Here is a 20683-nt window from a genome sequence, read left to right on the forward strand (position 1 = left end):
GTCGCACTCCTGCTCATCCGAACGCTCCCGGCAACAGGCTCCGGTATGTCGGTATTCCGGCCACCGGTTCGGCGGCCAGCACGCCGACCAGCACCGCCCGGGCCAAACAGTCGGCCGCCGCGGCGCCGACACTGGTGATCAACGCCATCTCGGGCGTCATCGATGCCGGGGTGTCCGGCGGCGGGGCGACCTCGATGGCGCCGGTGGCCAACGCGAACACGGTATCGCCGTCGTGCGGGGTGTGGGACGGCCGCAGGGTGCGGGCCAGCCCGTCGTGGGCGGCGAGGGCGACGCGGCGGCAGCCGGCCGGGCTCAGCGCGGCGTCGGTGGCCACGACCGCGATGGTGGTGTTGAGCGGACTGTGCTCGGCGTGCCGGTCGAGGTACGCACCGATCTGCTCGGCCGGCGGTCTGCGCAGCCCGAACTCCTCGATCAGGTACGCCGTCCACGGCAGCCCCGTCGCGGTGTCGACGGCGTCGCCTGCGGCGTTGACCACCACCAGCGCCCCGACGGTGACACCGGAATCGAGCATCGTCGACGCGGTGCCGACGCCACCCTTGAGCACCCCCACGCGGGCGCCGACGCCCGCGCCGACGGTGCCGAGCGCCACCTCGGTGCCCGCGGCGGCCGCGGCGGCAAGGCCGAAGTCGGCCGTCGGCCTGCAGCCCCAGCCGCCGACCGGCAGGTCGAAGATGACCGCGCCGGGCACGATGGGCACCACGCCGCCGTCGAGCGCCACCCCGCGGCCCTGCTGCTCCAGCCACGTCATCACGCCGTCGGCGGCGGCGAGGCCGAAGGCGCTGCCACCGGTGAGCACCACCGCGTCCACGTGACGCACCGAGTTCATCGGGTCCAGGAGGTCGGTCTCCCGCGTGCCGGGTGCGCCGCCCCTGCCGTCGACCGCGCCGACGGTGCCGGGCGGGGTGAGCACGACGGTGGTGCCGGTGGCCCAGCCGGAGCCCAGCGTGGCGTCGTCGTCGATGCGGTGGTGATGGCCGACCAGGATCCCGCCGACGTCGGTGATCGAACCGCTCATCTGGCCTTGCCGATCAGCGCCAGCACCAGGTACTCCTGCAGCACCGTGAGCCACTGGTACACGTCGAGGTGGCCGGCCATGGGGTGGTCCGGCGGCAGTTCGTCGGGCCCGCCGGCACCGATGTCGAGCATGGTGCCCAGCGCGAGGCGCACGTCGTTGACGGCCGCGACCCAGGACTCGGCGTCGTCCTCGGACAGTTCGAACTTGCCGCCACCACCCGGCAGGGTGTCCAGCAGACGTTGTCCCGCTTGTTTTTTGGCGTCGAGGATGGTCGGCTCGTGCAGGCTGCGCAGCGCACTGTTGAGGCTCTCGGCCGTGCCGGAGCCCGCCGGGTGGTCGTTGTGCGGCTTGAAGAAGTCGGGCAGCAGCCGCTTCATCGTCTCGTCCTGCGGCGGCTGAGAGTTGCCGGTGCGCATACCGGTGATCGCCTCGAGTTCGTCTGCGGGTGAGGAGGATTCACGCTCCTCGAGCATCCCCAGCAGGGACGTCACCAGGTTCTGCAGCAGCGCCGCCTCGTGCTCGGCGAGCGCCGACCGGAACCGCGGGCCGCCTGCGCCGTCGATCCGCTTCCATTTGCGCACCGCGGATCAGCGGTCCTGCTGCATCGTGGCCCACAGGCCCGCGGCGTGGAGTTTGGACACGTCGACCTCCATCGACTCGCGACTGCCCGCCGACACCACCGCCTTGCCCTCGTTGTGCACCTGCAGCATCAACTTGGTGGCGTGCGGCTCGTCGTAGCCGAACAGCTTCTGCAGAACGTAGGTCACGTACGTCATCAGGTTGACGGGGTCGTCCCACACGATGGTCACCCACGGGGTGTCGGTGGCCGCTCCGGTCGCGACGTCACGCTCCTCGCGAGTTCCCGGTCGGGCCTTCGCCGGCGTCACCATGCCCGCAAGGATACCGATGTGGTGGATCCGCCTCGCCGACCACTACCGTGGCAGCTGTGACGGCCGCGCTGCTGACCGACAAGTACGAGTTGACGATGCTGGCCGCCGCGCTGCGCGACGGCACCGCACACCGGCGCACCACGTTCGAGGTCTTCGCCCGGCGGCTGCCCGAAGGCCGCCGCTACGGGGTGGTGGCCGGCACCGCACGGTTCGTGGAATTGCTGGCGCAGTTCACCTTCGACGACGCGGCGTTGGAGTCGGTGTCGGAGTTCCTCGACGCCGACACGCTGTCCTATCTGTCGTCCTACCGCTTCGGCGGCGACGTCGAGGGCTATGCCGAGGGCGAGCTGTACTTCCCCGGCTCTCCCGTGCTGTCGGTGCACGGCACCTTCGCCGAGTGCGTGATCCTCGAGACGCTGGCGCTTTCGGTGTTCAACCACGACAGCGCCATCGCCTCGGCCGCGGCCCGGATGGTCAGCGCCGCAGAGGGCCGCCCGCTGATCGAGATGGGCTCGCGGCGCACCCACGAGCAGGCGGCCGTCGCCGCGGCGCGCGCCGCGTACCTCGCCGGCTTCAGTGGCACGTCGAACCTGGAGGCGCAGCGCCGCCACGGTGTGCCCGCCCTCGGCACCAGCGCACACGCCTTCACCCTGCTGCACACCACCGCGGACGGGCCCGACGAGGCGGCCGCCTTCCGGGCGCAGGTCGACGCGCTCGGCGTGGACACCACGCTGCTGGTCGACACCTACGACATCACCGCCGGGGTGGCCACCGCCGTCGAGGTGGCCGGCACGGCGCTGGGCGGGGTGCGCATCGACTCCGGCGAGCTCGGCGTGCTGGTCCGCCAGGTCCGCGAACAGCTCGACGGACTCGGCGCCACCGGAACCAGGATCGTGGTCTCCAGCGACCTCGACGAGTTCGCCATCGCCGCGCTGCGCGCCGAGCCGGTCGACAGCTACGGCGTCGGCACGTCGGTGGTGACCGGGTCGGGCGCACCCACGGCCGGCATGGTCTACAAGCTGGTCGAGGTCGACGGTCTGCCGGTGGCGAAACGCAGCAGCCACAAGGAGTCCCACGGCGGACGCAAGCAGGCGCTACGGCTCGCCAAGCCGTCGGGCACCATCGTCGAGGAAGTGGTGCACCCGGCGGGCAGGCCGCCCGCGGATCCCGACGGCCTGGAGTCCCGCCCGCTGACCGTCGAGCTGGTACGCGCCGGGCAGCCCGTCGGCGACCCCGGGCTGGATGCGGGGCGCAGCCGGGTGGCCGCCGGTCTCGGCAGCCTGCCGTGGGACGGCCTGAAGCTCTCCCGGGGCGAGCCCGCGATCCCGACCCGCATGGCCTAGGAGGAATCACGGGCGCCGACGCACACGCCACCGGCACACGAGCCGTCGACGACGTCACGGCTCTGCTGGACGCCGCGGTGGCCGCCGTTGGCGGCGCTCGCCGCGACGGGCAGGTCGAGATGGCGCAGGCCGTGGCGCGGGCCTTCGAGACCGGCGAGCACCTTGCCGTGCAGGCGGGTACCGGTACCGGCAAGTCGCTGGCCTATCTGGTGCCGGCGATCGCCAGGGCGGTCGCGGCGGAGGAGCCGGTGGTCGTGTCGACGGCGACGATCGCGCTGCAGCGCCAGCTGGTGGACCGCGACCTGCCCCGGCTGGCGGACGCACTCGTGGGCGCACTCCCCCGCAGGCCCACGTTCGCCCTCCTCAAGGGGCGGGGAAACTACCTGTGCCTGAACAAGATCCACAACGGGTCGACGGGGTCGGCCGAACCGGAGGATCGGCCGCAGGACGAGCTGTTCGACGCCGTGGCCGCCACCGCACTGGGCCGGGACGTCAAGCGGCTCACCGCATGGTCGTCGGACACCGAGACCGGTGACCGGGACGAGCTGAAACCCGGTGTCCCGGACCGCTCGTGGAGCCAGGTCAGCGTCTCTGCGCGCGAGTGCATCGGGGTGGCGCGGTGTCCGTTCGGCACCGACTGCTTCGCCGAACGGGCCCGTGACAAGGCCGGACACTCCGATGTGGTGGTCACCAACCATGCGCTGCTCGCCATCGACGCCATCTCCGACGCGGCAGTGCTGCCCGAGCACCGGCTGCTGATCGTCGACGAGGCCCACGACCTGGTGGACCGGGTGACGTCGGTGGCGACCGCGGAGCTGTCCGCGACGTCGCTGGGCATCGCCCACCGGCGGGCCGCGCGGTTGATCGACGCGGAACTCGCACAACGCCTGGAGGCCGCGGCCACCACGTTCGCCTCGGTCATCCACGACACCTCCCCGGGCCGGATGGACCGGCTCGACGACGAACTGGCCACCCATCTCACCGCGCTGCGCGACGCCGCACACCGCGCCCGCTCGGCGATCGACACCTCCCCCGCCGATCCGAAGGCGGCCGCGGCGCGATCCGAGGCGGCCACCGCACTGACCGACGTCGGCGACACCGCGTCGCGCATCCTCGACTCCTTCGGCCCGGCGATCCCCGACCGCACCGACGTGGTGTGGCTCGATCACGAGGACAACCGCGGCAACGTGCGGGCGGTGCTGCGGGTGGCGCCGCTGTCGGTCGCCGGCCTGCTGCGCCTGAGGCTGTTCGAGCATTCGACGGCCGTCCTGACGTCGGCCACGCTGACCGTCGGTGGCAACTTCGAGGCCATGGCAGGCGCATGGGGACTCAAGGGCGGCGAAAAAGACGCCGCCTGGCGCGGCATTGACGTCGGATCGCCGTTCCAACACGCCAAGACCGGGATCCTCTACGTCGCAGCGCATCTGCCCGCACCGGGCCGCGACGGCACCGGCTCGGCCGAACAGCTCGACGAGATCGCGGGACTCATCACCGCGGCGGGCGGGCGCACCCTCGGACTGTTCTCGTCGATGCGTGCCGCCCGCGCCGCGGCGGAGATCATGCGCGACCGGCTCGACACACCGGTGTTGTGCCAGGGCGAGGACACCACGTCGGCGCTGGTGGAGCGCTTCGCTGCGGACGCGGCCACGTCGCTGTTCGGCACGCTGTCACTGTGGCAGGGCGTCGACGTGCCCGGGCCGTCGCTGTCATTGGTGCTCATCGACCGCATCCCGTTCCCCCGGCCCGACGACCCTCTGCTGACCGCCCGCCAGCGGGCCGTCACCGCCCACGGCGGCAACGGGTTCATGGCGGTGTCGGCCAGCCACGCCGCGCTGCTGCTGGCCCAGGGCGCCGGCCGGTTGCTGCGCGGCACCGACGACCGCGGTGTGGTGGCGGTGCTGGACTCGCGGATGGCGACGGCGCGCTACAGCGGCTATCTGCGGGCGTCGCTGCCGCCGTTCTGGGCGACCACCGACAGCGCACGGGTGCGCGGTGCGCTGGAACGGCTGCGGGATCAGGCGTAGCCGACCCAGCCGCGGAAGGTGAACGCCGAGTAGAACTGCACGACGTCGGTGAAGCCTGCGTCCCGCAGAATGGCCTCGTCCTGTTCCGGCGCCAGTATCGGAACGTCGGAATCGACTGTGGCGCGGGCGCGTTCGGTGATCTCCCGGCTGATGCCCGAGTCGTGCGCATATTCGGCGTAGCGGGACAACCACATCGCGCGTTCGTCGGCGTCCCGCTGCGGGAGGCTCATGTGAGCCACGACGAAGGGCGCCCCGGGAGCCAGCCGGCGGCGCACCTCCGCGGCGGTGCGGCGGCGTTCGTCGGCCTCGAGGAAGTGCAGCGTCAGGAAGCTCGTCGCGGCGTCGAAGGGCCCGTCCGGCGCGTCGTCGATGTAGCCCTCGTGCAGCCGGGCGCGGGATGCCAACGGCCCCAGCGTCTTCTCGGCCAGCTCGAGCATCGGCCGCGCCGGGTCGACACCGTCGAAGGTCCACCCCTGGCGCGCCTCGGCCAGCGCCTTGATCTCCAGGCCGCCGCCCGCTCCGAGCACCAGCACCCGCGCCCGCTCGGGCGCCCGTTCGGAGATGAGGATCGCCGCGAGACGGTGGATCTCCCGGTACCCCGGCACGAATCGCGGCGGGTTGTCGGCGTAGTCGTCGGCGAACTGCAACTCGTGGAACACGCTCGTGTTGTCGCTCATCCGGCCAGTCTCGGCAGGAACCGCAAGCACGGCAACGAAAGTTGCCGTTCAGGCAAACGCCGTCAGACCTTCTTGGTGGTGCCGTACCAGGCCAGCACAGCGTCGGACTGATCGGTCGAGCGGGTCAGGAACGCGTAGGAACGGATGAACGACTCACCGACGCAACCGTCGATCTTCACCCGGAAGTTGCTGATCATCACCCATGGGTCGGCGCCGGTGAACTCCTTCTTGGTGACCGGCACGATGTTGATGATGCCGGGCTTGAGGCCGACCGTGACACCGCCGCCGAGATTGTTGCCCAGCCCGGGGACGATGCCGTCCGGGATCGGTGAGATGAGGTCGGTGCCGATCAGGCCGATCGACGGGTTGAGGCCCGCCGTCGCGGTCAGCGAGACGCCGTTGGAGGTGCTCATGTCGATGCCGCAGCCGATCTCGTAGCCCACCTCGAGCGTGCCGTGTGGCGGCTCGCCCTCATCGGGTCCGGACAGCTCGCCGTCGTAGGTGCCGCCCACGACGTACTCACGCGAGGACAACGCCGTGGTGAGCGGCGGGATGATCGCCTGCGTCTCGTCGCGCGCCGACAAAGTCAGCACCCAGTCGTCGGGGGTGGTGACGGTGGCCGGCGGGGTCGACTCGACACGGCCCGGGTCGGGCGGCGGCGCGCCCTCGGGGGGCGGCGCACCCTCCGGCGGCGGCGCGTCGGCGGCGACCGGCTGCGGTTCCGGTTCGGCGACCGCGGTCGGCGTCATTCCGCCCAGCGTCGCGCACATCCATCCCGCCGCGGCCACCGCTGTGAGTGCCCGCCACCACCGTCCCCGATCCGTCACAGCGCCGAACCTACCGCGACCGACGTCACGGGTTTACGGATAGTCGCCAGATCGTCCGCAACGTCAGATCGGCAGCCGCAGCACGAACCCGGTCTCCAGCGCAATCCACGGCGCCCCGTCCGGTCCGATCGCCAGCCCGTGCGGCTCGCTGCCGGGCGGCAGATCGATGGTGACCACCTCGCCGTCGCCGCTCACCCTGGCGATCTGGCTGGACCCCCACAGGCTCACCCACACCCCGTCGGAGGGGTCGGCGATCACCGCGTGCGGCTTGCCGGGCAGCTCGAGTTCCTCGATCGGCCCGTCCATCGGGATGCGGCCCAGTTTCTCGGCGAGGATCTCAGTGAACCACACCGCGTCGTCGTGGGTGGCGGCGATGCCGACCGGACCTGCGCCGCTGGTCGGCACCTCGCGCACCGTCAGATCCCCTGCCGGTTCGAGCCGCCCGACGGCATTGCCCTGGTTGAGCGTGAACCACAGCGCACCGTCCGGACCGGCGGTGATCATCGCGGGGAAGCCGCCCAGCCCGGCCTCGCGGGTCACCTGGCCGTCGGTGGAGATGCGACCGATCTCCCCGGACGTGGTCCCGGTGAACCACAGTGCACCGTCGGGGCCCGCGGTGATGCCGTACGGTCCGCTGTCGTCGGCCACCGGGTAGGAGGTCTGCTCCCCGTCGGTGGTGATCCGGCCGATCCGGTCGTCCCCGGTGCGGGTGAACCACATCGCGCCGTCCGGGCCGGCGGTGATCAGTGACGGTCTCGACCCGGGTGCGACGGGATACACCGTCACGTCGTCGTCCGGCCGGCCGTCCCCGCCGATCCGGGCGACGGCGCCGCCGTGCACGAGCGTCACCCAGATCGCCCGGTCCGGACCGGCTGCCAGGGCGTAGGGTCCGCCCTCGAGCGCTACCTTGAGGGCGCTCACGCCAGCGTGACGAGGCCGAGCTCGTTGTCGGCGGCCAGCAGCGGGTGGTGCGGCAGTACCCGCACCGTGTAGCCCACCGGCCCCGCCACCGGCAGCGGGGTGGTGGTGGAGAACACCTCGGTGCCGCCGTCGGCGGTTCCGGTGTGCGCCATCGCCACCGTCGCCGGGTCCTTCAGCGCATCGCTGTCGTCGACGCGGCCCAGCACCGCCTGCACGGTGACCTCGTCGGGTCGCAGGCCGGCCAGCTGGACGTTGGCGGTCAGCGTGAGCTCGGAGCCCAGCAGCGGTGTGTCCGGCAGGCCGTAGCTGTCCACGTCGGTGATCTGGATCTTCGGCCACGCATGGGCGGCACGCCGCCGGTAGTCGGCCAGCTCCCCGGCCGCACCGAAGGTCGTCCCGTTCACCGGCTCGACGGTCTTGCGCAGCGACCGGGCCGCGGGCGCGTAGTACTTCTCGGTGTAGTCGCGCACCATCCGCGACGCGAGCACCTTCGGCCCCAGCGCCTGCAGGGTGTGCCGGACCATCTCCACCCACCTGGCCGGCACCCCGTGCTCGTCGCGGTCGTAGAACTTCCGCGTCACCGACTTCTCGAGCAGGTCGTAGAGGGCGGCGGCCTCGAGGTCGTCCCGACGGGTCTCGTCGGCCAGCCCGTCGGCAGTCGGGATCTCCCAACCGTTCTCGCCGTCATACCACTCGTCCCACCACCCGTCGCGGATCGACAGGTTGAGTCCGCCGTTGAGCGCGCTCTTCATCCCCGACGTGCCACACGCCTCAAGCGGCCGCAGCGGGTTGTTGAGCCAGACATCGCAGCCCCAGTACAGCTGTCGCGCCATCGACATGTCGTAGTCGGGCAGGAACGCGATGCGGTGCCGCACCTCGGGCCGGTCGGCGAATTTCACGATCTGCTGGATCAACGCCTTGCCGCCGTCGTCGGCGGGGTGTGACTTGCCCGCCACGATCAGCTGGATCGGCCGCTCGGTGTCGAGCAGCAGCCGCTCGAGCCGGTCCGAGTCACGCAGCATCAACGTCAGCCGCTTGTAGGTCGGCACCCGGCGAGCAAAGCCGATGGTGAGCACATCCGGATCGAAAGCCGATGCAATCCAACCGAGTTCGGCGTCGGAGGCACCGCGTTCCAGCCACGAGCGGCGCACCCGCGCCCGGACGTCCTCAACCAGAGCGCGTCGCAGCTTCGACCGGATCCACCACAGGTGGCTGGAGTCGACCTCCTGCAACCGCTGCCAGGTGTCGGGCTCGCGCAGCGAGTCGAGGTTGTCCGCGCCGAGCATCTCCCGACCCAGTTCGATCCACTCGGGCGCCGCCCAGGTCGGCGCGTGCACACCGTTGGTGATCGATCCGATCGGGACCTCGTTCGGGTCGAACCCCGGCCACAGCTCGTTGAACATCTCGCGGCTGACCCGTCCGTGCAGCAGCGACACCCCGTTGGCGCGCTGGGCCAATCGCAACCCCATGTGGGCCATGTTGAACTTCGCCGGATCGTCCTCTTCCCCGAACGCGATCACCCGGTCCAGCGGAACCCCAGGCAGCAGCCGGGAGTTCGCACCCGCCGGGGTGCCCGGCGCGCTGCCGAAGTAGCGCTTGACCATCTCGACGGGGAACCGGTCGATGCCCGCGGGCACCGGCGTGTGGGTGGTGAACACGGTGGAGGAGCGCACCACGGTGAGCGCGGTGTCGAAGTCCAGCCCGGCGTCGATCAACTCGCGGATGCGTTCGACGCCGAGGAATCCCGCGTGGCCTTCGTTCATGTGGAAGACCTCCGGCGAGGGCAGCCCCTCGACCTCGGTGTACGCCCGGATCGCCCGCACCCCGCCGATGCCGGCCAGGATCTCCTGCTTGATGCGGTGCTCCTGGTCGCCGCCGTAGAGCCGGTCGGTGGTGCCACGCAGGTCGTGGTCGTTCTCCGGGATGTCGGAATCGAGCAGCAGCAACGGGATCCGGCCAACCTGCGCGATCCACACCCGGGCCCGCAGCGGGTTGTCATCGGGCAGCGCCAGCTCCACCAGCACCGGGTCGCCTGCCGCGTCGGTCAGCAGCCGCAGCGGCAGGCCCTGCGGGTCCAGCGACGGATAGTTCTCGCGCTGCCACCCGTCGGCGGTCAGCGACTGCCGGAAGTAGCCGGACCGGTAGTACAGGCCGACCGCGATGAGCGGCAGGCCGAGGTCGGAGGCCGACTTGAGGTGATCGCCGGCGAGGATGCCCAGGCCGCCGGAGTAGTTCGGCAGCACCTCGGCCACACCGAACTCCATCGAGAAATAGGCGATGCCGTTGGGCAGGGCGGTGCCCGCGGAGATCTGCTGCTGGTACCACAGCGGGCGGGTCAGGTAGTCGTCCAGATCGGCGGCCAGCCCGTCGAGCCGGCGCAGGAAGGATTCGTCGACGGCGAGGGCGTCGAGACGTTTCGGGCTGACCCCGCCGAGCAGCGCGACCGGATCGCAGCCGAGCTGTCGCCACAGGTCCGGGTCGATGGCCTCGAACAGGTCCTGTGTGGGCTTGTCCCAGGACCAGCGCAGGTTGATGGACAGCCGTTCCAGCGCCGACAACCGGTCAGGGAGATGGGCGCGGACAGTGAACCTTCTCAGGGCTTTCACGTGACTCAACCTTACTGACAAATCCGGGCGGCGCAGTCCGCTGCCCACATCCGATCGTGTTCGTTTGATTGGGCCGGACACTACGGTGGGTATAGGGCGCTCAGGGACTTCGCGGTGTCGGCATCAGACCACCGCGGCGTTCGTACGAGCTTTCTCGTACCTCGATCTCGAACATCCGCGGTCCCGGTGGCCGCGCCAGTGTGAGGAGCAGGTGGGTGGCCGGTCGTATCGGTATCGATGACGTCGCGCCCGTCGTGTCAAACGGCAGGTATCCGGCCAAGGCGGTCGTCGGCGAGGTGGTTCCGGTCCGGGCCACGGTGTGGCGCGAGGGCCACGACGCGGTGGCGGCGACCCTGGTGGTGCGCTATCACGGCACCAACTACCCCGACCTCGCCGAGGCACCGGCGGTCCGGGCCAGCCCGAGCGAACCCGTGCCGATCCAGGAGGTCGTCAACCCGCAGGCGAAGGTGCGGCCACAGGCCCTGCCGATGGCGCCGGGGCGCACACCCGACGTCTTCCACGGGCAGTTCGTGCCCGACCGGGTGGGGTTGTGGACATACCGGGTGGACGGCTGGGGCGACCCGATCGCGACGTGGCGAAAAGCGGTCACCGCCAAGCTCGACGCCGGCCAGAGCGAGGCCGAGCTGAACAACGATCTGTTGATCGGCGCCAAGCTGCTGGACCGCGCGGCAACGGGTGTGCCGCGCCAGGATCGGTTCCCGCTGGCCGAGGCGGCGGCCCGGCTGCGCGAGCCGGGTGATCCGTTCACCCGCGCGGGCGCGGCCCTCGCCCCGGACCTGATGGACATGCTCGCGGAGTACCCGCTGCGCGAATTGGTCACCCGCGGTGAGCAATACGGCGTGTGGGTGGACCGGCCGCTGGCCCGGTTCAGCTCCTGGTATGAGTTGTTCCCGCGGTCCACCGGCGGCTGGGACAACCAGGGCCATCCGGTGCACGGGACGTTCGCCACCGCCACCAAGGCACTTCCCCGGGTGGCCAGAATGGGCTTCGACATCGTCTACCTGCCGCCCATCCACCCGATCGGCAAGGTGCACCGCAAGGGCCGCAACAACAGCGTGACGGCGGCCCCCGATGACGTGGGCTCGCCGTGGGCGATCGGCAGCGACGAGGGCGGCCACGACGCCGTCCATCCGGACCTCGGCACGATCGAGGACTTCGACGGGTTCGTCGCCGCCGCGCGCGACGAGGGCCTCGAGGTGGCACTCGACCTCGCCCTGCAGTGCGCCCCCGACCACCCCTGGGCCCGCGACCACCCGGAGTGGTTCACCGTGCTGCCCGACGGAACCATCGCCTACGCGGAGAACCCGCCGAAGAAGTACCAGGACATCTATCCGCTGAACTTCGACAACGACCCGGCCGGGCTGTACGAGGAAGTGCTCCGGGTGGTGCGGTACTGGGTGTCGCACGGCGTCAAGGTGTTCCGCGTCGACAACCCGCACACCAAGCCGCCGAACTTCTGGGCGTGGCTGATCGGCGAGGTCAAGCGCGAGGATCCCGACGTATTGTTCCTCGCGGAGGCCTTCACCCGGCCGGCGCGGCTGCTCGGCCTGGCCAAGCTGGGCTTCACGCAGTCCTACACGTACTTCACCTGGCGCACCGCGAAATGGGAGCTCACCGAGTTCGGCCAGCAGATCGCCGAGCACGCCGACTACTGCAGGCAGAGCCTGTGGGTGAACACCCCCGACATCCTGCACGAGAGCCTGCAGCACGGCGGGCCAGGCATGTTCGCCATCCGCGCGGTGCTGGCGGCGACGATGAGCTCCACCTGGGGCGTGTATTCGGGCTTCGAGCTCTTCGAACACCGCGCGGTCCGGGAGGGCAGCGAGGAGTACCTGAACTCGGAGAAGTACGAGCTGCGTCCCCGCGACTTCGAGGCGGCCCTCGCCGACGGCGAGTCGCTGGAGCCGTTCATCACCCGGCTCAACGAGATCCGCCGTGTGCACCCGGCGCTGCACGAGTTGCGCACCATCGCGTTCCATTACCCGGACAACGACGCGGTCATGGCCTACAGCAAGTTCGACCCGGTCACCGGTGACCAGGTGCTGGTGGTGGTGACGCTCAACCCGTTCGGGCCCGAGGAGGCCACCGTGTGGTTGGACATGGCCGCATTGGGAATGCAACCTTACGACCGCTTCTGGGTGCGCGACGAGATCAGCGGCGAGGAGTACCAGTGGGGTCAGTCGAACTACGTGCGGCTCGATCCCGCCAAGGCGGTGGCACATGTGTTCAACATGCCCCAGATACCGGCCGAACAACGTCCCAACCTGCTTCGTAGGGAGTGATCGACACCATGGCTAAGGCCCCCGACGTGACCAACGAGGTCACCAGTCCGCATCTGCGGCCCCACACCGCGGACCTGAACCGCCTGCTGTCCGGCGAACACCACGACCCGCACTCGGTGCTCGGCGCGCACGAGTACGACGATCACACGGTGCTGCGCGCCTTCCGGCCGCACGCCCTCGAGGTGGTCGCAGTCGTCGGCGGCGAACGACACGTGTTCACCCACATCGAGGCCGGCCTCTTCGCGGTGGCGCTGCCCTTCACCGGGCTGGTCGACTACCGGCTCGAGGTCAGCTATGACCACGGCGGCGAAACCCCGCACGTGCACCACACGGCCGACCCCTACCGGTTCCTGCCGACCCTCGGCGAGGTGGATCTGCACCTGTTCTCCGAGGGCCGCCACGAGCGGCTGTGGGAGGTGCTCGGCGCGCATCCGCGCAGCTTCACCACCGCCGACGGCGTGGTCGAGGGTGTCTCGTTCGCGGTGTGGGCGCCGAATGCCAAGGGCGTCAGCCTGATCGGCGATTTCAACCACTGGAACGGCACCGAGGCGCAGCTGCGGGTGCTGGGTTCGACGGGCGTGTGGGAGCTGTTCTGGCCCGACTTCCCCGCCGACGGGCTGTACAAGTTCCGGGTGCACGGCGCCGACGGCGTGGTCACCGAGCGGGCCGACCCGATGGCCTTCGCCACCGAGGTGCCACCGCAGCGGGCTTCGCGTGTCACGCAGAGCCATTACACATGGAGCGACGAGGACTGGATGGCCCGTCGGGCGCTGCGCAATCCGGTGTTCGAGCCGATGAGCACCTACGAGGTGCACCTCGGCTCGTGGCGGCCGGGCCTGAGTTACACCGAACTCGCCGACCAGCTCACGCAGTACGTCGTCGAGCAGGGCTTCACCCACGTCGAGATGCTGCCGGTCGCCGAGCATCCGTTCGGCGGCTCCTGGGGATATCAGGTCACGTCGTACTACGCGCCGTCGTCGCGGTTCGGCAGTCCCGACGAGTTCCGGCACCTGGTCGACTCGCTGCACCGGGCCGGGATCGGCGTGATCGTGGACTGGGTGCCCGCCCACTTCCCGAAGGACGCGTGGGCGCTCGGCCGGTTCGACGGCACCGCGCTCTACGAGCATGCCGACCCGCGCCGTGGTGAGCAGTTGGACTGGGGCACCTACGTTTTCGACTTCGGCCGGTCCGAGGTGCGCAACTTCCTGGTGGCCAACGCGCTGTACTGGCTGCAGGAGTACCACATCGACGGGCTGCGGGTGGACGCCGTGGCGTCGATGCTCTACCTGGACTACTCGCGCCCCGAGGGCGGCTGGACGCCCAACATCTACGGCGGCCGGGAGAATCTCGAGGCGGTGCAGTTCCTGCAGGAGATGAACGCCACGGTGCACAAGGTCGCACCCGGCATCGTCACGATCGCCGAGGAGTCCACCTCATGGCCCGGCGTCACGCGACCGACGAATCTCGGCGGCCTGGGCTTCTCGATGAAGTGGAACATGGGCTGGATGAACGACACGCTGGCGTTCATCAGCCGCGACCCGATCCACCGCAGCTACCACCACCACGAGATCACCTTCTCGATGATCTACGCGTTCAGTGAGAACTTCGTCCTGCCGATCAGCCACGACGAAGTGGTGCACGGCAAGGGGACGCTGTGGGGCCGGATGCCCGGCGACGACCACGCCAAGGCGGCGGGGATCCGCGGCCTGCTGGCCTACCAGTGGGCGCATCCGGGTAAGCAGTTGCTGTTCATGGGTCAGGAGTTCGGCCAGCGTGCCGAGTGGTCCGAAGAGCGCGGCGTGGACTGGTGGCAGCTCGACGAGCAGGGCTTCTCCGACGGCATCCTGCGGATGATGCGCGACATGAACGGCATCTACGGCAGCCGCCGGGCGCTGTGGTCGCGCGACACCACGCCGGAGGGCTACTCCTGGATCGACGCCAACGACTCGGCCAACAACGTGCTGAGCTTCCTGCGCTACGGCGACGACGGCTCGGTGATGGCCTGCGTGTTCAACTTCTCCGGAGCCGAGCACTCGAGGTACCGCCTCGGCCTGCCGCAGACCGGGACCTGGCGCGAGGTGCTCAACACCGACGCCGACGTGTACCACGGCTCAGGCATCGGCAACTTCGGCGCGGTCGAGGCCACCGACGATCCCTGGCACGGACGTCCGGCATCGGCGGTGATGGTGCTGCCGCCGCTGGCCGCGCTGTGGTTCGAATACGAGCAACCCGAACTCGGTTCCGGCGACGTTCAGTAGAGCGCGTTGGCCAGCTTGCGCCGGCCGGCGATGACCTCGGGGTCGGCGGCGTCGAACAGGTCGAACAGTTCGATCAGCCGCGTGCGGACCTTGGTGCGGTCGTCGCCGGCGGTGCGCTTGACCAGCGCGATCAGCCGGTCGAATGCGGGCTCGACCTGCTGCTGCATGATCTGAACGTCGGCCGCGGCGAATGCCGCGTCGATGTCGTCGGGGGCGGCGTCGGCCGCCGTCACCGCGTCGGGATCGTGGGCGGTGGCGCGCTGCAGGAACACGATCTGGCGCACCGCACCCTTGGCCTCCGGGTGATTCGGGGTGGCGGCCAGGATGGCCTGATACGCCGAGAGGGCGGCGTCGAAGTCTCCGGCGTCGAGGTGCTCGCGGGCCTGCGCTACCGCGGGGTCGACCTGTTCGGGCTGATCGGGATCGCCTGTGCCGGAGAGCTTTCCGGTGGTCGCCTCGAGCAGTGAGTCGATCCAGCCGCGCAACTGCTCTGCGGGCTGAGCACCCTGGAAGCTCGAGATCGGCTGCCCGCCTGCCAGCGCGACGACCGTGGGCACCGCCTGCACACCGAACATCTGCGCCACCCGCGGGGTGGTGTCGACGTTCACCAGGGCCAGCGACCACGTGCCGCCGTCGTCGGCCGCGAGCGCCGCGAGGGCCTCGCCGAGCGCGACGCTGGCGTCGCTGCGCGGCGTCCACAGCAGCACCACCACGGGCACCTGGCCGGACCGGACCAGCACCTCGGCTTCGAGGTTGGCCTCGGTGACCTCGGAGACGTGCGCGCCACCGGGGCCACCGGACGGGGCGGCTTCGGTGGGTGCGGCGGCGCGCTGCTTGAGCGCCGAAAGGTCAACCGCACCGGCCAGTGCGGGCCCGACGGAAGGTCGTGGACGAGTCACGTGTCCAAGTCTGTCACGTCGTTTCCGACGCCGTCCGGCCCGGTTGCGGGATCGGCGCCGACCCCGCCGCGGACGCGGTGACGGACCCCATCCGGCCGGTGCGATCGGCCCATATGAGGAAGATCACAGTGGCCAGCGGCACGACGCTGGCCAGCAACGCCAGCAACCACGTCGTGACACCCCAGCGGAACGTCACGCCCGCCGCCACCGCCGCCACGACGAACCCGATGAAGATGCCGCCGTGGATGGGCCCGAAGATCTTGACGCCGATCTCGGTGCTCGGGCTGCCGACGTACTTGAAGTACATCCCGACCAGCAGACCGACCCAACTCACCGCCTCCAGCAGACCCACCAGACGCAGCCATCCGGCCACCGAGCGCAGATCGAGAGCACGTGTCATGGGCGCCATTGTGCCCGATCGGGGAGCCAGCTACTACACCCCGTCGTAGCGCGGTGCCGCCGAGCGGCCGCGCAACCTCAGCGGCGCAGGATCAGGGCGTCACCCTGACCGCCCGCACCGCACAGCGCGGCCACCGCATACTTGCCGCCGGTGCGCTGGAGTTCCAGCGCGGCGTGCAGGGTGATGCGGGCGCCGGACATCCCGATCGGATGGCCGATCGCGATCGCACCACCGTTGGTGTTCACCTTCTCCTGGTCGACGCCGAGCTCCTGGGTGGAGGCCAGCGCGACTGCCGCGAATGCCTCGTTCAGTTCGATCACGTCGAGTTGGTCGGCGGTGATGCCCTCCTTGGCGATCGCCTTCTTGACGGCGTTGGCCGGCTGGCTCTGCAGCGTGGAGTCGGGGCCGGCGACCACGCCGTGGGCTCCGATCTCGGCGAGCCAGGTCAGGCCCAGCTCCTCGGCCTTGGCCTTGTTCATCACGACGACGGCGCAGGCGCCGTCGGAGATCTGCGACGCCGACCCCGCGGTGATGGTGCCGTCCTTGCGGAACGCCGGCTTGAGCCCGGCCAGGGACTCGGCGGTGGTGTTGGCCCGGATGCCCTCGTCCTCGGTGAACTCGAGCGGGTCGCCCTTGCGCTGCGGGATCGACACCGGCACCACCTCGTCGGCGTACACCCCGTCCTTCCACGCCGCTGCCGCCCGCTGATGAGACTGCGCCGCGTACTCGTCCTGCTGGGCGCGGGTGAACTGGTCGACGTCGTTGCGCTGCTCGGTGAGCGCGCCCATCGGCTGATCGGTGAACACGTCGTGCAGGCCGTCGTAGGCCATGTGGTCGACCGCGGTGACGTCGCCGTACTTGTATCCCGCCCGGCTGTTCACCAGGAGGTGCGGCGCCTGGCTCATCGACTCCTGGCCGCCGGCCACCACCACGTCGAACTCCCCCGCGCGGATCAGCTGGTCGGCCAGCGCGATCGCGTCGATGCCCGACAGGCACATCTTGTTGATCGTCAGCGCAGGCACGTCCCAGGGGATACCAGCCGCCACCGCGGCCTGACGGGCCGGCATCTGCCCGGCGCCTGCGGTCAGCACCTGGCCCATGATCACGTACTCGACGGCCGACGGCGCGACGCCCGCCTTCTCGAGGGCGGCCTTGATGGCGACGGCCCCCAGATCACTGCCCGAGAAGTCCTTCAGCGAACCCATCAGCTTGCCCACCGGTGTGCGGGCTCCAGCAACGATCACCGACGTCGTCATACCAACCTCCATCACGGTTTAGAGCGGCTCCGACGAGGCTATCCACTAGACCGTCAGTATCGAAACCGAGGCCCTTAGGTTACCTTTGCGTTATGACCGCCGATCAAGTTGACGCCCGTCCCGTCCTCGCCACGGCCCTGGTCACGGCTATCGACCATGTGGGCATCGCGGTGCCGGATCTGGACGCCGCAATCAAGTGGTACCACGACCATCTCGGCATGATCGTGCTGCACGAAGAGGTCAACGAAGACCAGGGGATTCGCGAGGCCATGCTCGCGGTGCGCGGTGCCCCCAAGGGCAGCTCCCAGGTTCAGCTGATGGCGGCACTCGACGAGACGTCGACCATCGCGAAGTTCATCGACAAGCGCGGCCCCGGCCTGCAGCAGTTCGCCTACCGCGTCAGCGACATCGACGCACTCACCGAGCGCCTGCGCGAGCAGGGCATCCGGTTGCTCTACGACGTGCCGCGCCGGGGTACCTCGAACTCGCGGATCAACTTCATTCACCCCAAGGACGGCGGCGGGGTGCTGATCGAGCTCGTCGAGCCCGCGGCGGACACCACGCACTGACGTCGGTCACGACCAACGTCGCGTCGGACCCCTTCGGGCGCGATTCGTCCAGCACGGCGTGTGCCAGTGCCTACGGTCGTCGACCGCCGACTCGCCCGCGTCCGCCGGCCACACCACCAGGTGCGCTGTGCCGACCCGGATCTCGTGATCACAGCCGGGACACCGGTAGACCTTCGAGGCGCGTGATCCCGCGATCGGCCGCACCTCGTAGTCCAGGCCGTCCGTGCCCGTCTCGATCCGCCGCGCGGCGAGTGACGGCGGCAACGGACGCGGCCGCCTCGGCGGAGTCCGGCGCCTGGGCATGCCGCCGAGTCTACGGGCTCAGAACAGCCGGTACTCGTCGCTGTCCATCCCCCGCATCTGGTCGTAATCCAGTGTCACACAGCGGATTCCGCGGTCGACAGCGAGCGTCCGGGCCTGCGGCTTGATCTGCTGGGCGGCAAACACCCCGCTGACCGGTGCCAGCAGCGAGTCGCGGTTCAGCAGGTCGAGGTAGCGGGTGAGCTGCTCGACGCCGTCGATCTCGCCGCGCCGTTTGATCTCGACGGCGACCGAGCGGCCGGTCTCGTCGCGGCAAAGCAGGTCGACCGGGCCGATGGCGGTCATGTACTCGCGCCGCACCAGGGTGTAGCCCACGCCGAGCAGTTCGACGTGCTCGGCCAGCAGCTTCTGCAGATGTGCCTCCACCCCGTCCTTGACCAGCCCGGGGTCGATGCCGAGGTCATGGCTGGAGTCGTGCTCCACCGCCTCGACGGTGATGCGCAGTTGCTCGCCCGCCTTGTTCTCCACCACCCACACGGGCAGCGGTCCGTCGGTGTCCTCGACCAGACGGCACGGCGGGCTCATCCAGTTCAACGGCTTGTAGGCCCGGTCGTCGGCGTGCACGCTCACCGAACCGTCGGCCTTGACCAGCAGCAGCCGGCGGGCCGACGGTAGGTGGGCGGTGAGACGGCCGACGTAGTCGACGGTGCACTGGGCGATCACGAGTCGCACGTCGACAACCTTAGGGTCTCGGGCGGGCGCGAATTAGTCTGACCTGACGATGAGCACCAAGATGAGCGTGCCACAGCGGATGGGCAGGGTGCTGGAAGCGGTCACCCGGCAGAGCGGGCGGATCACCAACACCCCCGATTACGGGTCCTGGCTCCTGGGCAAGGTGTCGGACAGTCAGCACCGCAGGCGTCTGCGCATCCAGACCATACTCACCGCGTTCGTGGTGGTGGCGAACCTGATCGGCATCGGGATCGCCGTCCTCGTGCAGACCGTCACGTTCCCGGCGCCGAGCGTCTTCGACACGAAGGTCCTCTGGATCACCGCGATCGTCGCCCCGGCCTACATCGCCGCGGCACTGGTCGTCGGCGTCTTCTGGGCGACGTGGCGGGTGATCAACAACGTGCGGTGGGCCATCGAGGAACGGCCGCCCACCCGGGATGATCAGCGCAACACGTTCTTCGCTCCGTGGCGCCTGACGCGCGTGCTGTTGGTGCTGTGGGGCGGGGGCACCGTGTTGCTCACCACGCTGTACGGCCTCGTGGACACCAGCTACATACCGAAGGTGGTCCTCGGCATCAGCTTTCCGGGTGCTGTGGTGTCAGCGAGCTGTTATCTGTTCACCGAGTTCGCGTTGCGCCCCGTGGCGGCCCAGGCGTTGGAAGCGGGCCGGCCGCCCCGGCGGCTGGCACACGGCCTCGTGGGCCGCACCATGATGGTCTGGGCCGTCGGTTCCGGCGTACCGGTGCTCGGCATTCTGCTGGCGGCGATGATCACGCTGTCGATGCAGAACCTCACGCCGACACAGTTCGCGGTCGCGGTGATGATCCTCGCCGTCTTCGCGCTGGTGTTCGGCTGGATCCTGATGTGGCTGCTGGCATGGCTGACGGCGACGCCGGTGCGGGTGGTGCGCTCGGCGCTCAAACACGTCGAAGAAGGCGACTACGACTGTGAGCTGGTGGTGTTCGACGGCACCGAGCTCGGCGAACTGCAGCGCGGCTTCAACTCGATGGTGCACGGGTTGCGCGAGCGCGAACGGGTGCGCGACCTGTTCGGCAGGCACGTCGGCCGCGAGGTGGCGCTGGCCGCCGAGCAGCAGAAGATCAAGCTGGGCGGCGAAGAACGCCATGCTGCAGTCGTGTTCGTCGACATCATCGGCTCGACGCAACTGGTCACCGCCCGTCCGGCCGTCGAGGTCGTCGAACTGCTGAACCGGTTCTTCGCGGTGATCGTCGAAGAAGTGGACCGCCACCACGGCTTCGTCAACAAGTTCGAGGGCGACGCGGCGCTCGCGGTGTTCGGCGTTCCGGTCGCCCTCGAGAACGCGGAGGCCGAGGCGCTGGCGGCCGCGCGCGCGATCGCGCGGCGGCTGTGTGACGAGGTGCCGGAATGCCAGGCCGGGATCGGCGTGGCGGCGGGCGAGGTGGTGGCAGGCAATGTCGGAGCCAAGGAGCGCTTCGAGTACACCGTGATCGGCGAACCGGTCAATGAGGCCGCACGCTTGTGTGAGCTCGCGAAGGACACCGACGCCCGCCTGGTGGCGTCCTCGGACGCGGTGTCCAACGCCACCGACGACGAGCGGGAGCACTGGTCGCTGGGTGACACGGTGACCCTGCGCGGCCATGACGAGCCCACCCGGCTGGCCCTGCCCGTCTGATCCGTCACACCGTCCCGCAGGTTAGTG

At 69.9% G+C, this 20683-nt stretch carries 18 protein-coding genes; 6 read left to right on the forward strand and 12 right to left on the reverse strand.

Annotation, left to right across the window (positions count from 1 at the left end):
- Window positions 1-13: 13 nt before the first annotated feature.
- Genes ACPCHZ_RS26940 through clpS form a run of 3 tightly spaced genes read right to left on the reverse strand, consistent with a single transcriptional unit; the run spans window position 14 to window position 1926 of the window.
- The gene (locus ACPCHZ_RS26940) at window positions 14-1036 is read right to left on the reverse strand and encodes a P1 family peptidase (RefSeq protein ID WP_423487543.1); all 1023 of its coding nucleotides are present in this window, start codon (window positions 1034-1036) and stop codon (window positions 14-16) included.
- Window positions 1033-1617 (reverse strand): DUF2017 domain-containing protein, encoded by a 585-nt coding sequence (locus ACPCHZ_RS26945; protein WP_364984287.1) that lies wholly within the window; start codon window positions 1615-1617, stop codon window positions 1033-1035. The genes ACPCHZ_RS26940 and ACPCHZ_RS26945 overlap by 4 nt, the downstream gene beginning before the upstream one ends.
- Window positions 1618-1623: 6 nt before the next feature.
- Entirely contained in the window at window positions 1624-1926 is a 303-nt protein-coding gene (clpS, locus tag ACPCHZ_RS26950) for an ATP-dependent Clp protease adapter ClpS (protein WP_364984285.1), read from the reverse strand.
- A gap of 56 nt (window positions 1927-1982) precedes the next feature.
- On the opposite strand from clpS, the gene ACPCHZ_RS26955 reads away from it, so the two are divergent.
- A complete protein-coding gene (locus ACPCHZ_RS26955; RefSeq protein WP_423487544.1) occupies window positions 1983-3269 on the forward strand; it encodes a nicotinate phosphoribosyltransferase in 1287 nt (428 codons plus the stop codon).
- Between the two features lie 5 nt (window positions 3270-3274).
- Window positions 3275-5293 (forward strand): ATP-dependent DNA helicase, encoded by a 2019-nt coding sequence (locus ACPCHZ_RS26960; RefSeq protein ID WP_423487569.1) that lies wholly within the window; start codon window positions 3275-3277, stop codon window positions 5291-5293.
- Here the strand turns inward: ACPCHZ_RS26960 and ACPCHZ_RS26965 are convergent.
- The 4 genes from ACPCHZ_RS26965 to ACPCHZ_RS26980 form a co-directional block, all read right to left on the reverse strand.
- Entirely contained in the window at window positions 5284-5970 is a 687-nt protein-coding gene (locus ACPCHZ_RS26965; protein ID WP_423487545.1) for a class I SAM-dependent methyltransferase, read from the reverse strand. The two genes, ACPCHZ_RS26960 and ACPCHZ_RS26965, sit on opposite strands and share 10 nt — an antisense overlap.
- Window positions 5971-6032: 62 nt before the next feature.
- The gene (locus tag ACPCHZ_RS26970) at window positions 6033-6740 is read right to left on the reverse strand and encodes an MspA family porin (protein WP_423487570.1); all 708 of its coding nucleotides are present in this window, start codon (window positions 6738-6740) and stop codon (window positions 6033-6035) included.
- Between the two features lie 120 nt (window positions 6741-6860).
- A complete protein-coding gene (locus ACPCHZ_RS26975; RefSeq protein ID WP_423487546.1) occupies window positions 6861-7718 on the reverse strand; it encodes a virginiamycin B lyase family protein in 858 nt (285 codons plus the stop codon).
- The gene (locus tag ACPCHZ_RS26980) at window positions 7715-10324 is read right to left on the reverse strand and encodes a glycosyltransferase family 1 protein (protein WP_423487547.1); all 2610 of its coding nucleotides are present in this window, start codon (window positions 10322-10324) and stop codon (window positions 7715-7717) included. Before ACPCHZ_RS26980 ends, ACPCHZ_RS26975 begins: the two co-directional genes overlap by 4 nt.
- Before the next feature lie 215 nt (window positions 10325-10539).
- Between ACPCHZ_RS26980 and ACPCHZ_RS26985 the strand changes: the two genes are divergently transcribed.
- Together ACPCHZ_RS26985 and glgB are read left to right on the forward strand one after the other, a co-directional pair.
- The gene (locus ACPCHZ_RS26985) at window positions 10540-12627 is read left to right on the forward strand and encodes an alpha-1,4-glucan--maltose-1-phosphate maltosyltransferase (RefSeq protein WP_423487548.1); all 2088 of its coding nucleotides are present in this window, start codon (window positions 10540-10542) and stop codon (window positions 12625-12627) included.
- Window positions 12628-12635: 8 nt separating this feature from the next.
- Window positions 12636-14885 carry a 1,4-alpha-glucan branching protein GlgB gene (glgB, locus tag ACPCHZ_RS26990; protein WP_423487549.1) on the forward strand — a complete coding sequence of 750 codons (2250 nt, stop codon included), beginning with the start codon at window positions 12636-12638 and terminating at the stop codon, window positions 14883-14885.
- Here glgB and ACPCHZ_RS26995 read toward each other — a convergent pair.
- The 3 genes from ACPCHZ_RS26995 to ACPCHZ_RS27005 all read right to left on the reverse strand — a co-directional run bounded on the left by ACPCHZ_RS26995 (window position 14879) and on the right by ACPCHZ_RS27005 (window position 17440).
- Complete coding sequence (locus ACPCHZ_RS26995) at window positions 14879-15784, reverse strand: tetratricopeptide repeat protein (protein WP_423487550.1); 906 nt, start codon at window positions 15782-15784, stop codon at window positions 14879-14881. The two genes, glgB and ACPCHZ_RS26995, sit on opposite strands and share 7 nt — an antisense overlap.
- A gap of 13 nt (window positions 15785-15797) precedes the next feature.
- Window positions 15798-16193, reverse strand: coding sequence for a DUF3817 domain-containing protein (locus ACPCHZ_RS27000; RefSeq protein ID WP_423487551.1), 396 nt, complete (start codon window positions 16191-16193; stop codon window positions 15798-15800).
- A gap of 68 nt (window positions 16194-16261) precedes the next feature.
- Window positions 16262-17440, reverse strand: a complete 1179-nt coding sequence (locus ACPCHZ_RS27005) for an acetyl-CoA C-acetyltransferase (RefSeq protein WP_364984267.1) — start codon at window positions 17438-17440, stop codon at window positions 16262-16264.
- Window positions 17441-17532: 92 nt separating this feature from the next.
- On the opposite strand from ACPCHZ_RS27005, the gene mce reads away from it, so the two are divergent.
- Window positions 17533-18009: a methylmalonyl-CoA epimerase gene (gene mce, locus ACPCHZ_RS27010; RefSeq protein ID WP_423487552.1), complete on the forward strand. Its 477-nt coding sequence runs from the start codon at window positions 17533-17535 to the stop codon at window positions 18007-18009.
- A 6-nt stretch (window positions 18010-18015) separates the two neighbouring features.
- On the opposite strand, the gene ACPCHZ_RS27015 is transcribed toward mce, so the two are convergent.
- Together ACPCHZ_RS27015 and nucS are read right to left on the reverse strand one after the other, a co-directional pair.
- A complete protein-coding gene (locus tag ACPCHZ_RS27015; RefSeq protein WP_423487553.1) occupies window positions 18016-18312 on the reverse strand; it encodes a hypothetical protein in 297 nt (98 codons plus the stop codon).
- An 18-nt stretch (window positions 18313-18330) separates the two neighbouring features.
- Complete coding sequence (nucS, locus tag ACPCHZ_RS27020) at window positions 18331-19002, reverse strand: endonuclease NucS (protein ID WP_264013357.1); 672 nt, start codon at window positions 19000-19002, stop codon at window positions 18331-18333.
- A gap of 49 nt (window positions 19003-19051) precedes the next feature.
- Between nucS and ACPCHZ_RS27025 the strand changes: the two genes are divergently transcribed.
- A complete protein-coding gene (locus ACPCHZ_RS27025) occupies window positions 19052-20656 on the forward strand; it encodes an adenylate/guanylate cyclase domain-containing protein (protein ID WP_423487554.1) in 1605 nt (534 codons plus the stop codon).
- Window positions 20657-20683 lie beyond the last annotated feature (27 nt).

Origin of the sequence: Mycobacterium sp. NPDC050041 (genome assembly GCF_049541695.1) — a bacterium.
Lineage (GTDB): Bacteria > Actinomycetota > Actinomycetes > Mycobacteriales > Mycobacteriaceae > Mycobacterium.